Source organism: Micromonospora tarensis (genome assembly GCF_016803395.1).
Lineage (GTDB): Bacteria > Actinomycetota > Actinomycetes > Mycobacteriales > Micromonosporaceae > Micromonospora > Micromonospora tarensis.
The window spans coordinates 1-12,626 of sequence record NZ_JAEVHL010000193.1 but is presented as its reverse complement, the minus strand read 5'-3'; the positions used below and the strand labels follow the sequence as shown (position 1 = coordinate 12,626).

Here is a 12,626-nt window from a genome sequence, read left to right as displayed (position 1 = left end):
CTGCGGCCGATGCCCACGGCGACCCCGGCCGCCAGCGCGCCGATCCCGGCCGCCAGCGCGCCGACCCCGGCTGCAGGCGGCGAGCTGGATCTGGCGGCCTGAGAGGCGGCGGCACCCGCAGCGCCATGATCGCGCTCGATCCGTGGAGTAGTGGCCAGGTCGGCCTGGGATGCCACGACATCCAGGATCAAGCGCGATCGTGAGGCGCTGTCGCACCACCAGTCGCGACCTGTCTTGTGGTATCGCGATGTATCGCGTTACTGTCCTCTCGGGAGGCGCGTTGCGACGCGTCGTCGAGAGGAGGACACCCATGGCCGGATGGACGGTCGAGAGCCCGCAGCGGCTCACCATGGACGGTCCGGTCGTCCGGCTGGACGTCCGCCTGATCAGTGGACGGCTCAACGTGGTCGCCACCGACGGTCCGACCCGGATCGACATCACCCAGGTCGGCCGCCGGCCAATCCTGATCGACCACTCCGAGGGCCGGCTCAGCATCCGGCAGGAGCGCGGCCGGGGCTGGTCGGACGTCCTGCGCTGGTTCCGGGCGATCCACCGCTATCCGCGGGTGGACGTCTCCGTCGCGGTGCCCGCCGACGTCCTCGCCGACCTCGACCTGGTTGCCGGCTCGCTGGTCGCGTCCGGCCTGCGCCGGCAGACAACAGTCCACGTCGTCGCCGGTCAGATCACCCTGATGGGCCTGCGTGGCAACACCTCCGCGACGATCACCTCCGGGCCGGTGGAGGCCCTCGGCGTCCGTGGTGACCTCAGCCTGGAGACGGTCTCCGGAGAGGTGATCCTCGCCGACAGCGCCGCCGAGCGGGTGCGGGCCCAGACCGTGTCCGGCGCCATCACCTGCGACCTGGACAACCCCCGGCGCAGCGAGATCAGACTGACCACCATCTCGGGCAGCATCACCGTCCGGGTCCGCGAGGACAGCGACCTCGCCGTTCGGTTGAACACCGCCTCCGGCCGGATCACCAGCGGGTTTCCGCAGGTGCGGAGTTCGACGTTCCCCCTGCCCAGCGGTGAGGGGGTGCTCGGCGCCGGCGAAGGTAAGCTCTGGGCTTCCGCGACCTCGGGGAGCATCGCCCTGCTCGCCCGAGCGGTCGACGACGATGGGAGGGAGCTGCCGTGACCGCCGTGTTCAGCCACGGGCGGCTCCGGCTCTACCTGCTCAAGCTCCTCGACGACGGCCCGAAGCACGGTTACGAGTTGATTCGCCTGCTGGAGGACCGCTTCCTCGGGCTGTACGCGCCCAGCGCCGGCACCATCTACCCCCGCCTGCAACGGCTGGAGGCCGAAGGTCTGGTCAGCCACACCGCTGCCGGTGGTCGCAAGACGTACGACATCACCGACGCCGGCCGGGCCGAGCTGCGCCAGCGGGCCGACGAGCTGACCGCGCTGGAGACGGACATCGCCGCCTCGGTGGCGGACCTCTCCACCCTGGCCGGCGAGATCCGCAGCGAGGTGCGCGGGTCGGTCCGCGACCTCAAGCGGGAGCTGAGCGAGGCCACCCGGCAGACCCGGCGCTCCCCCCGGTGGGAGGCGCCACCGCCGCCCCGCCCGGCGTCGTCCGCTGGGTCGCAGGCCGAACTGCTCGACGAACTCGACAAGCGGCTCGCCGCGTTCACCGCCGAGGTGGGCCGGCTGGTGCGTGCCCGGCAGTTCAGCGACACCCAGCTACGCACCGCCGTCCGGCTGCTCGATGGCGCCCTGGACGGGCTGCGCCGCCTGCTGCGCTGAGTGACGATCCACGACTCACAGGCTTTTTGCAGGAACCGTCCAGCGCTGGCGCAGTGACGTCACCGATGATGGGCCCATGCCCGCTACCCAGACCGAGGCGCGTCTGCTCGTCGTCGAGGACGACCCCAACATCCTCGAACTGCTCTCCGCGAGCCTGCGGTTCGCGGGCTTCGACGTCGCCACCGCGACCAGCGGGAGCGCGGCGCTCAGCGCCGCCAAGGACCACCGGCCCGACCTGGTGGTGCTCGACGTGATGCTCCCCGACCTGGACGGCTTCGAGGTCATCCGGATGCTCCGCGAGGGCGGCACGCGTACCCCTGTGGTGTTCCTGACCGCCCGGGACGCCACCGACGACAAGATCCGTGGGCTGACCCTGGGTGGCGACGACTACGTCACCAAGCCGTTCAGCCTGGAGGAGCTGACCGCCCGGATCCGCGCCGTGCTGCGCCGCACCACGACCGGCGAGCAGGCACCCTCCCGGCTCACCTTCGCCGACCTGGAGTTGGACGAGGAGACCCACGAGGTGCACCGGGCCGGCCAGCGCGTGCAGCTCTCGCCCACCGAGTTCAAGCTGCTGCGCTACCTGATGCTCAACGCCAACCGGGTGCTGTCCAAGGCGCAGATCCTCGACCACGTCTGGAACTACGACTTCCGTGGTGACGACAACATCGTCGAGTCCTACATCTCGTACCTGCGCCGCAAGGTCGACACCACCCAGCCCCGGCTGATCCACACGCTCCGTGGCGTCGGATACGTGCTGCGCAAGCCGGCGGCGTGAACGCTGTCGAGCAGGCGAAGGGACGGGTGCGGGGCGTACCACTGCGGATCAAGCTGGTCGCCTCGGTGCTGGCGCTGGTCGCCGGCGCCCTGGTGGTGATCAGCGTCTCGACCGCGTATTTCCTGCACAACTATCTGGTCGATCAGATCGACCTCGAGCTGCGCGACTCGGCGGGCCGCATCCAGTCCATGATGCCCTCGTCGAACGTCGTCTCGCTGCCCAGCGACTACGTGGTAGTGCTGACCAGCACCTCCACCGGCCAGGTGAAGGACTTCGCGTACGACAAGTCCCGCTTCACGACGGCGGATCTACCGCCCTGGCCGAGCGACGCGGCCGGATTCGAGGCGCAGGAGAAGGCCCAGGACGGCAAGCCGAGCACCGTCCGCGCGCGGGACAGCTCGCTGCGCTGGCGAGTGCTCTACACCGAGCTGCCAACCGGCCAGATGGCGGCGATCGGCGAGCACCTGACCGATGTCGACCTCGCCGTGAAACGGTTGGCCTGGATCGACCTGCTGGTCGGGGGGTCGGTGCTGATCATGTTGGCCTCGGTCGGCGCGGCGATCGTCCGAACCAGCCTCAAACCGTTGGTGGAGATCGAACGCACCGCCGCCGCGATCGCTGGCGGTGATCTGACCCGCCGAGTGCCCGACCCGGAGGAGGGCCAGGCCGAGCCAACCTCGGAGCTGGGCCGGCTCTCCCGTGCGCTGAACGCGATGCTCACCCAGATCGAGGCGGCGTTCACCGCCCGGGCCGCCTCGGAGACCTCGGCGCGATGGGCGGAGAGCGCCGCCCGGGACGCCGCCGCCGCGGCTCAGGCGTCCGAGGCGCGGGCCATCCGTTCCGAGGAGCGGATGCGGCAGTTCGTCGCGGACGCCTCACACGAGCTGCGTACTCCGCTGACCACCATCCGCGGCTTCGCCGAGCTGTACCGGCAGGGCGCGGCCCGCGCGCCGGAGCAGACCGCCGGCCTGCTGCGCCGGATCGAGGACGAGGCGGCCCGGATGGGGCTGCTGGTGGAGGATCTGCTGCTGCTCGCCCGCTTGGACATGGAGCGGCCGCTGTCGCTGACGCCGGTGGAGCTGCCGGTGCTCGCCTCCGACGCCGTGCAGGCAGCGCGGGCGATGGCACCGGACCGGCGGATCGAGCTGGAGATCGAGCCTCAGTCAGGCCCGCTCGTCGTCTCCGCCGACGACGCGCGGCTGCGCCAGGTGATCGGCAACCTGGTCACCAACGCGCTGACCCACACCCCATCGGAGGCCGAGATCCGGGTACGGCTGCGTGCCGAACCGGGCGGCTTCGCCGTCGTGGAGGTGGCCGACACCGGCCCAGGACTCTCGGCGGAGCAGGCGGAACGGGTCTTCGAGCGGTTCTACCGGGCCGACGCGGCACGTACCCGGCGGGCCGACGGCAACACCGGGACCGGCCTCGGCCTGGCCATCGTGGCCGCGCTGGTCGCCGCCCACCACGGCTCGGTCGAGGTGGCCGAGACACCCGGCGGCGGGGCGACCTTCCGGGTCCGGCTGCCGCTGCTGCCGCAGGCTTACGGAGCGACCGAGTGACTTTCAGCCAACTTCCAGGACGGTTCCAGCTTGATCGCAGTGCTGGGGGAGAAGGTAGTGCCATGACCGAGTTCGAGTCCGACCCGCAGCGCCGGCCGGCCCCCACCGACGCCGAGCCGTCGCACCCCACCGCCGAGTTGCCGCGCGACGAGCGCGCGCAGTCCGACTCCCCGACCACGCCGGTACCGGTCGTTTCGACCACCGGCGACACGGAGACCACCACCGCCGTTCCGCCCGCCGCCGTGCCGGCCGGGCACGCCGGCCCCACCGCGCCCGCCGGGTATCCCGGCCAGCCCGGCGGAGCACCGGCCAGCGCCCAGCCGACCGGGTACGAGCCGCCGGCGCGACCCCCTCCGCGCCGCCCTACCCGGTCTCCGGGCACCCGACGCCGGGCCAGTCCGGCTACCCGCAGCCGACCGCCGGTCACTACCCCGGTGCCCCCTGGTACGCGGGCCAGCAGTCCGGCTGGGCCGGCGGGGGCCAGCCGGGCCTGGCGTACCAGCAGCACCAGCAGCACCAGCAGCACCCGGGACAGCACCCGCAGCACCCGGGCCAGCCGGTTCCGCCGTGGGGCCCGCAGGTCCCGCCGCCCGGCAGTGGTCCCCGGCCGGGCCGGATCGCCAAGTTCGCCGGTGCCGGCGTCGCGGTGTTCGCCCTGATGCTCGGCTCCGGAGTGGCCGGCGGGGCGCTCGCGCTCGCCATCGACGGCGACAGCGGCGGAATCACCCGCACCTACTCCGCCGCCCCGGTGATCAACGGCGCCGACCTGCCGAAGATCGCCGCGTCGGTGCAGGACAGCGTCGTCTCGATCACCACCGACAGCGGTGAGGGCTCCGGGGTGGTGCTCAGCGCCGACGGCTACGTGCTGACCAACAACCACGTGGTCGCCTCCGCCGCTGGCGGCCAGGTGCTGGTGATCTTCGCGGACGGTAACAAGGTCGAGGGGAAGGTCATCGGCACCGACCCGAAGACCGACCTGGCCGTGGTGCAGGCCAAGGGGGTGAGCGACCTCAAGCCGGCGAAGTTCGGCGACAGCGACGCCATGCAGGTCGGCGACCAGGTGCTCGCCCTGGGCAGCCCGCTCGGCCTCCAGGGGTCGGTGACCTCGGGCATCCTCAGCGCCCGGGACCGCACCATCCGGGCCGGCGAGGGGCAGCCGCAGGACCCGTCCCAGCAGGGCCAGGCGGTCAGCTCGATCTCCGGCCTGCTCCAGACCGACGCGCCGATCAACCCCGGCAACTCCGGTGGCGCGCTGGTCAACACCCGGGGCGAGGTGATCGGCGTCAACACCGCCATCGCGACCTCCGGGCAGAGCACCGGCAACATCGGTGTCGGCTTCGCCATCCCCAGCAACAAGGCCAAGGACGTCGCGGGCAAGCTCCAGCGCGGCGAGAAGGTCAGCCACCCGTCGCTCGGCGTCGGCGTCAACCAGGCCGAGGGCGGCGGGGCGCTCGTCGCGTCGGTCACCCCGGGCAGCCCGGCCGAGAAGGCCGCCTGCAGCGCGGCGACGTCGTCACCCGGTTCGGTGACAAGCCGGTCAACGACTCCGACGACCTGGTCGGCGCGGTGCAGGCCGGCAAGGTCGGCGACCGGGTCGAGGTGCGGTACAAGCGCAACGGTGCCGAGAAGACCGCAACCGTGACGCTCGCCGAGACGTCCTGACAGATAACTGAGACCTGCTTCCTCCCTCCGGCGGCGGGTGGCGGGGCCGAGGGGGTCGGCTCCGTCACCCGCCGCTTCTTACCCGCCTCGGACGGCGTTCATCCGGATCGGGTGAACCGCCGTCACCCGGGTGCCCGGCAGGTTGGCTGGGCGAGTCTGGGCGACCGGAACCGGGGGTGGGTGCCATGACCGAGGTGCTGGACGTCCGCGACGACCAGCGGATCCAACGCGACGTCCTGGCGGAGTTGGCCTGGGACGCCCAGCTGCAACCGAACGAGATCGGGGTGACAGTCGACCAGGGCGTGGTCACCCTGACCGGTTTCGTGGACGGTGCCGCTCGCAGCTGGGCCGCGACCCGGTGCGCACAGCGGGTTCGCGGTGTACGCGCGGTGGCCGACGAGATCGAGGTGCGGCTGCCAGGCACTCCGGGACGTACCGACGCCGAGGTCGCCGACGCCGCCACCCGCGCTCTGGAGTGGGACAGCTTCGTGCCCGCCGAGCGGCTGGACGTGACAGTGGCCAACGGTTGGCTGATGTTGCGCGGTGAGGTCGAATTCGGCTGGCAGCGGCGCGCCGCCGACGGTGCGGTGCGCCGGCTCGACGGCGTACGGGGCATCACCAACCTGATCGAGGTGCGGCCTGCGGCGCCACCGGCCGCGGAGCGGCTGCGGCGGGACGTCCAGCGGGCGCTGCTGCGCACGCTCGGCGGCGAGCGGGTGACCGTCGAGGTGGACGGCGACACGCTGGTCCTTGCCGGGGTGGTCCGGTCCTGGTGGGAACGTGATCAGGTCGAGCGGGTGGCCTGGTCCGCGCCCGGGGTGCGGGTGGTTCACGACCAGCTCCTGGTCGGTGGGTGATCGTCCGCGTTGTCCGGTTTACCCGGGACGTCACGGGGAAACCGCCGCCGACCATCTCGACCGGCGGTGCCGCCGCGCCGGGGATCAACGGGGAGGACGCGTGGCCGTGAACCACCCGACTGCGGGCCGCCCTGAGGAGCGGTCCCTGCGTGTCGCGATGGTGGTCCCGCCATGGTTGTCGGTGCCCCCGCCCGGTTACGGCGGCCTTGAGCAGGTCGTCGCCGCGTTGGTGGACGCGCTCACCGGACAGGGGCACACGGTCACCCTGTTCGGGGCGGGCGATGACCACGGCACGGCGGCCGACGGCTTCGTCTCCACTGTCGCCGAGGTCCAGTACGAGCGGCTCGGCGAGTCGTTGCCCGAGCTGGCCCACCTGGCCCGGGTGAACCGGCTGATCAGCGCGGCCGACTTCGACGTCATCCACGACCACACCACGATCGGCCCGCTGGTCGCCGGCCGCCGGGCCGTCCCCACTGTCGCGACAGTGCACGGGAACCCGGTGGGGGAGTACGGCGACGTGCTCAGCGAGGTCGAGCCCGGCATCGCCCTGGTGGCCATCTCGCACGCCCAGCGGCAGCTGAACCTCGGCCTGCCCTGGGCCGGCACGGTGCACAACGCGCTGGACATCCGCGGGCTGCCGCGCAAGACCGCACCCGGCCGGGGGCCGGTGCTGTGGCTGGCACGGTTCAGCCCGGACAAGGGTCCGGACGTCGCCATCCGGGCGTGCCGGGCGGCCGGGTTGCCCCTGCTGCTGGCGGGCAAGTGCAACGAGCCGGCCGAGCGCCGCTACTACGAGCAGGTCGTGGCGCCGCTTGTCGACGAGGACGTGACGGTCGTGCTCAACGCGGATCGTGCGAGCACGCTGCGGATGCTCGTCGACGCCCGCTGCCTGATCATGCCGATCCAGTGGGACGAGCCCTTCGGCATGGTGATGCTGGAGGCGATGGCGACCGGGACACCTGTGGTCGCCCTGAACCGGGGCGCGGTGCCGGAGCTGGTCCGGCCGGGGCGGACCGGGCTGGTCGTCGAGCGGCCGGCGGAGTTGCCCACGGCGTTGCGCGCGGCGGAGCGACTCGACCCGGCGGAGTGCGTGGCGCACGTCGCCCGGAGCTTCTCGGTCGAGCGGATGGCGTACGACTACGCGGAGATCTACCGCCGCTTCGCCCTCGACCGGCACGACAACCGCGAATCGGCCCGGATGTCGGCCCGCTGACCCTGCCCGCTCGGCTTCGTCGTGCGCTCAGACCCGAGCCGCACCCAGCTCAATGATGGCGGCGTCGAGCCGGGCGGCGTACGCCGGACTGATGCCTCCCTCACCGAGGCGGACGGTGACCTTCTCGCGCAGCCGGGCCACCGGCGGCGCCAGCTCCTCGCGGCCGGAACTGACCGCCACGGTCAGGTTGCGCAGCTCGTTGCGCAGGTCGAGGGCCACGTCGTCACGAATCTGGCCGGCGCTCAGCCCCGCCCCGATCAGCCCGTCGACCCGGTTGGCGGCCTCGGTCAGGGTGCCCGGCTTCGCGCTGGGCGAGCCGGTGCCCGGCCTTGTCGACGGTGCGGCCGACGACGCGGCGGTGGTGGGCGCCGGTGGGTCGCTCGACGGGGTCGCCGTCGGGCCGACCGTGGGCTGCGCCCGCCGTGCCGGCTGCTGTTCGGGCAGCAGGGCCACCACGGCCAGCGTCACCCCGACGGCCAGCACCAGGAGCAACGCCAGCCGTCGGGCCGACCAACCCGACGCGGCCACCGACTCGCCCGGCAGGCCCGTCGCCGTCACGGCAGCCGGTGTGCCGGCGGTCGGCTGCGGTTGCGGGGGCTCGGTGGGCACCCGGACGGTCGCGGTCGGGGGATCGGCCGGCAGCAGGTGGTCGCGCAGCGCGGTGGCCACCTGCCGGGCGGTCGGCCGGTCGGCCGGATTCCGGGCGAGACTGCGGAGGCAGATCTCGGCCACCGGTGCGGGCAGTTCCGGCAGTTCGGCAAGCGTCGGTGGCGGGCCGTTGGCCAGCGCCGCACTGAGCTGGTCCCAGGTGTCCGCCGGGTACGGCACCCGGCCGGTGAGCGCCTCGTAGAGCAGGACGCCGAGCGAGTACACGTCGGTGGAGGGCTGGGCGGGTGCGCCGTCGAGGCGTTCCGGGGCGACGTACGCCGGGGTGCCGAAGGTCTCGCCGTCCTCGTCCTCGTCGGGCGCGCCGATCCGGGTGGCGATGCCGAAGTCGAGCACCTTGACGCCCGTCCCGGTCATCATCACGTTGCCCGGGGTGATGTCCCGGTGCACGATGCCGAGCCGGTGCGCGGCGGCCAACGCCTCGGCGACCTGGGCGCCCACCTGGACCGCCTCCGCCCACGGCAGCGGCCCCTCGGTGAGGCGCAGCTTCAACTCCTCGCCGCTGAGCAGCTCCATCACCACGAACGAGGTGATCGAGCCGTCCGGGTCGACCGTCTCGCCGTAGTCGTGCACGGAGGTCAGATGCGGGTGCACCAACTGGGCGGCGGCCCGCGCCTCCTCGCGCACCATGCCCCGGAACCGCGCGTCGGCGGCGAGCGACGGGGCGAGCACCTTGAGCGCGACGAGCCGGTCCAGCACCTCGTCCCGGGCACGCCAGATGACCGACATGCCACCGGCGCCGATCTGGTCCAGAAGTCGGTATCTGCGAGCCAACAATCGGCCCGGATGCAGCGCTGCCTTCACGGATCGCACCTGCCTCAGGGGTGGGAGCCGTATCAGGTTGCGCGAATGTGTCAGGCCTGTCAACGCCGCCGCCACCCGCGGTCGACGGACGGTGCCTGCGGTGCGCCGACCGCCGGCCGAGAGCGGCCCACCGGTCGGCGGCGGGCCCGTGCCAGGATGAGAGGCATGGTGGGGGGACCGGTGGCGTTCGTGCTCGGCGGCGGAGGAGTGCTCGGCGCGGTCGAGGTGGGCATGTTGCGAGCGCTCTTCCGCGCCGGCATCCAACCCGACATGGTGCTCGGCACGTCGATCGGCGCGGTGAACGGCGCGCTGGTCGCCGCCGACCCGTCCGAGGCGGTGACCGACCGGCTGGTCCGGCTCTGGGCGTCGCCGGAGGCGAGCGAGGTGTACGGGGACTCGGTCGCCCGGCAGCTGCGCCGCTTCGCCGCCCGTACCCACCTGCACTCGCCTCGACCGCTGCGCCGGCTGCTGGAGTCCGAGCTGGGGGTGGACACCACCTTCGCCGATCTGCGGGTGCCGTTCCGGTGCTGCGCCGCGCACATCGAGCGGGCCGCCGAGCACTGGTTCGACAGTGGACCGGTGGTGCCGGCGGTGTTGGCGTCGGCCTCGGTGCCCGGTCTACTCCCGCCGATGGAGATCAACGGCGCGCACTACGTGGACGGCGGCATCGTCAACTCCATCCCGATCGGCGAGGCGGTGGCGGTCGGCGCCCGCCGGATCTACGTCCTCCAGGTGGGTCGGATCGAACGGGAGCTGACGCCGCCCCGGCGGCCGTGGGAGATCGCGCAGGTCGCGTTCGAGATCTCCCGCCGGCACCGGTTCTTCCGGGAGATGGCGGCGCTGCCCGAGGGGGTGGAGGTGCACGTCCTGCCGACCGGTGGTCTCAACCCGCGCGACGACACCCCGTGGGCGTACCGGGACATGGCGGCGGTGGGGCGGCGGATCAGCCGCGCGTACACCGCCTCCCGGCGCTACCTCGCCACCCACCTGGAGCAGTGATGCCGCTGCCTCCCCGGTGGCTGCGGCGGCTGCTGTTCGCCCCCGCCGTCGTCCTGCTGGCCTTCGTCGTGGTCACCACGTTGCCGGTCTGGGCGCTGTTCGCCGCCGCCGCGTCCCCGCTGGTCCCGGGCCGGTTGCGCCCGCTGCGGCTGCTCTGGATCGGCTGTTTCTACCTGGTCTGGGACGCTGCCGCGCTGCTCGCGCTCTTCGTGCTCTGGGTCGCCTCGGGTTTCGGCTGGCGGACCCGGTCGCCGACGTTCCAGCGCGCGCACTACGTGCTGGCCGGCTGGTTTCTGCGGCTGCTGTTCTGGCAGGCCCGCTGGACGCTGCGGTTGAGCATCGACGTGGTGGGCACCGACCCGGACACCGCGCTGCCCGGCCGCCCGAGCTGGTGCTCTGCCGGCACGCCGGGCCGGGTGACTCCTTCATCCTGATCCACGGCTTGGTCAACTGGTTCAACCGGGAGCCGCGGATCGTGCTCAAAGACAGCCTCCAGTGGGACCCGGCGATCGACGTGCTGCTCAACCGGCTACCCAACCGGTTCATCGCGCCGACGCCGGAGCGCGGCGAGGAGACGGTCCGCCAGGTCGGGCACCTGGCCACCGGCCTGGACGACAACGACGCCTTCGTGATCTTCCCGGAGGGCGGCAACTTCACCCCCAAGCGACGACTGCGGGCCATCGCCCGGCTGCGGTCCCTCGGTCTGGAACGGATGGCAGCGCGCGCCGAACGGATGCGCCACGTGCTCGCCCCGCAGCCCGGTGGGATGCTCGCCGCACTGGACGCCGCACCGGACGCGGGGGTCATCTTCGTCGCCCACACCGGCCTGGACCGGATGCTCACCGTCGCCGACGTGTGGCGGGAACTGCCGATGGACAAGCGGATCGTGATGCGGTTCTGGTCGGTGCCACCGGAGGACGTACCGACCGGACGGCAGCAACGCATCGACTGGCTTTTTGACTGGTGGGCGCAGATCGACGCCTGGATCGCCGCTAACCGGTGAGCGTGCGCAGCGCAGCGTAGCGGAGTCGTCACCCTCGCGAGCCGAAGACGGCTCGGCGGGGAAATGCCACGTAGGGTCGGGTGGTGGACGAGATCTGCGTGGTGACGACTGTGGTGGACGCGCGTTCGGTCGCCGACGTGCTGGCGGCCGCGACCGTCGCCGGCAGGCTCGCCGCCTGCGCCCAGGTGGGTGGTCAGGTGGACAGCACCTACTGGTGGCGCTCCGGTGTGGAGACCAGCACCGAATGGTCGGTGCAGTTCAAGACCGCGCCGGATCGACTTGCCGCGTTGCTGGACCAGATCCGGGTCAGCCACCCGTACGAGGTGCCGGAGATCCTGGTGTCCAGGGTGGAGAGCGGCAACCCCGACTACACCACCTGGGTGTTCGAGCACACCCGCCCCTGAGTACGCGCACTCTGGGCCGCGCCCCGCTCGGCTTCCGATGATGGCCGGGTGGATGACAGCCGCTATCAGTGCCCCGCCTGCGGTGCGCCGGCCGATCTGAGCACCGGTTGCACCGGCTGTGCCCGTCCGCCGGACCCGGTCGCCGCCGAGGTGGTCCGGCTGGGGCGGGAGGTCGCCGCGCTTGAGCCGGAGGTCGAACGGGCCCGCCGTACGTACTTCGAGCTGGCTGGACGCCTGTCGGCCGCGTCGCGCCGGCGGGCCGAGCTGGCGGCGGTCGTCCGCGCCGGGGTGGTGGCCGCTCCGGCGGTGGCGCGACAGGCGTCTGCCGTCGGGCCGACGCCGGCGGTCGGTCCGGTTCCGGCGGGTGCGGCGGAGACCTCGACCCGGACGGTGCAGGGTCTGCTCTTCGTCCTCGGTGGACTCCTGTTGGGCACCGCCGCGGTGGTGTTCACCGCGGTCGCCTGGGCGGCGGTGGGGGTTGGTGGGCGCGCGTTGATCCTGGCCGGGTTCACCGCGCTCACACTGGGCGTACCGCTGCTGGCGGTCCGCCGGGGGTTGCGGGGCACCGCGGAGACGTTCGCCGCGGTGGGGTTGCTGCTGGTGGTGCTGGACGGTTACGCGGCCTGGTCGGTGAACCTGGCCGGCGTGGCCGGCTGGCCGGGCAGCCGGTACGCCGCGCTGGTCGGGGGGGCCAGCGCGGCGGTCGCCGTGGGGTACGGCCGGTGGACCGGGTTGACGGGGCCCTGGTTCGCCGGCCTGCTGGCCGCCCAGCCGGTGCTGCCGCTGCTCGCCGCCGAGGCCCGGCCGGGTCCCCATCGACGGTGCACCGGTCCGACGTGCGACGTCGCCGCATCGCGCCGCGACCGCGCACAGACCGTCTTCGACCCTGAAGTGGGCAACATGCTGGCGGCGACCCTGATCCTCGGGGACGGCGAAGC

At 72.7% G+C, this 12,626-nt stretch carries 9 protein-coding genes and 3 pseudogenes; 11 read left to right on the top strand and 1 reads right to left on the bottom strand.

The genetic code is table 11. The features are described 5' to 3' along the window. Positions 1–310 precede the first annotated feature (310 nt). The 7 genes and pseudogenes from JM949_RS26950 (at position 311) to JM949_RS26920 (ending at position 7,812) form a co-directional block, all read left to right on the top strand. A complete protein-coding gene (locus JM949_RS26950) occupies positions 311–1,135 on the top strand; it encodes a DUF4097 family beta strand repeat-containing protein (protein ID WP_203151046.1) in 825 nt (274 codons plus the stop codon). Beyond that, positions 1,132–1,743 carry a PadR family transcriptional regulator gene (locus JM949_RS26945; protein ID WP_203151045.1) on the top strand — a complete coding sequence of 204 codons (612 nt, stop codon included), beginning with the start codon at positions 1,132–1,134 and terminating at the stop codon, positions 1,741–1,743. Before JM949_RS26950 ends, JM949_RS26945 begins: the two co-directional genes overlap by 4 nt. 76 nt (positions 1,744–1,819) lie before the next feature. Further along, on the top strand, positions 1,820–2,521 hold the full coding sequence (locus JM949_RS26940) for a response regulator transcription factor (protein WP_130404214.1): 702 nt from the start codon (positions 1,820–1,822) through the stop codon (positions 2,519–2,521). Then, positions 2,518–4,080, top strand: coding sequence for a sensor histidine kinase (locus JM949_RS26935; RefSeq protein ID WP_203151044.1), 1,563 nt, complete (start codon positions 2,518–2,520; stop codon positions 4,078–4,080). The genes JM949_RS26940 and JM949_RS26935 overlap by 4 nt, the downstream gene beginning before the upstream one ends. A gap of 62 nt (positions 4,081–4,142) precedes the next feature. Next, a pseudogene (locus JM949_RS26930) lies at positions 4,143–5,742 on the top strand (trypsin-like peptidase domain-containing protein). 185 nt (positions 5,743–5,927) lie between these two features. Further along, positions 5,928–6,599: a BON domain-containing protein gene (locus tag JM949_RS26925; RefSeq protein ID WP_203151043.1), complete on the top strand. Its 672-nt coding sequence runs from the start codon at positions 5,928–5,930 to the stop codon at positions 6,597–6,599. 157 nt (positions 6,600–6,756) lie between these two features. Further along, positions 6,757–7,812 (top strand): glycosyltransferase family 4 protein, encoded by a 1,056-nt coding sequence (locus JM949_RS26920; RefSeq protein ID WP_203151047.1) that lies wholly within the window; start codon positions 6,757–6,759, stop codon positions 7,810–7,812. A gap of 27 nt (positions 7,813–7,839) precedes the next feature. Here JM949_RS26920 and JM949_RS26915 read toward each other — a convergent pair whose 3' ends face one another. Further along, a complete protein-coding gene (locus JM949_RS26915; RefSeq protein ID WP_203151042.1) occupies positions 7,840–9,282 on the bottom strand; it encodes a serine/threonine-protein kinase in 1,443 nt (480 codons plus the stop codon). A gap of 165 nt (positions 9,283–9,447) precedes the next feature. Here JM949_RS26915 and JM949_RS26910 point away from each other — a divergent pair, with 165 nt between their 5' ends. The 4 genes and pseudogenes from JM949_RS26910 to JM949_RS26895 all read left to right on the top strand — a co-directional run. Further along, a complete protein-coding gene (locus tag JM949_RS26910; RefSeq protein ID WP_203151041.1) occupies positions 9,448–10,281 on the top strand; it encodes a patatin-like phospholipase family protein in 834 nt (277 codons plus the stop codon). After that, positions 10,281–11,284 (top strand): annotated as a pseudogene (locus JM949_RS26905) (1-acyl-sn-glycerol-3-phosphate acyltransferase). The gene JM949_RS26910 and the pseudogene JM949_RS26905 overlap by 1 nt, the downstream one beginning before the upstream one ends. A gap of 83 nt (positions 11,285–11,367) precedes the next feature. Further along, positions 11,368–11,688, top strand: a complete 321-nt coding sequence (gene cutA / locus JM949_RS26900) for a divalent-cation tolerance protein CutA (protein ID WP_203151040.1) — start codon at positions 11,368–11,370, stop codon at positions 11,686–11,688. A gap of 48 nt (positions 11,689–11,736) precedes the next feature. Further along, positions 11,737–12,626: pseudogene (locus JM949_RS26895) on the top strand (hypothetical protein); the annotation flags it as partial.

Coding starts and splice junctions, on each gene's coding strand:
- JM949_RS26950 (WP_203151046.1), top strand. CDS start 311: ATGGCCGGATGGACGGTCGAGAGCCCGCAGCGGCTCACCATGGACGGT.
- JM949_RS26920 (WP_203151047.1), top strand. CDS start 6,757: ATGGTGGTCCCGCCATGGTTGTCGGTGCCCCCGCCCGGTTACGGCGGC.
- JM949_RS26925 (WP_203151043.1), top strand. CDS start 5,928: ATGACCGAGGTGCTGGACGTCCGCGACGACCAGCGGATCCAACGCGAC.
- JM949_RS26910 (WP_203151041.1), top strand. CDS start 9,448: ATGGTGGGGGGACCGGTGGCGTTCGTGCTCGGCGGCGGAGGAGTGCTC.
- JM949_RS26940 (WP_130404214.1), top strand. CDS start 1,820: ATGCCCGCTACCCAGACCGAGGCGCGTCTGCTCGTCGTCGAGGACGAC.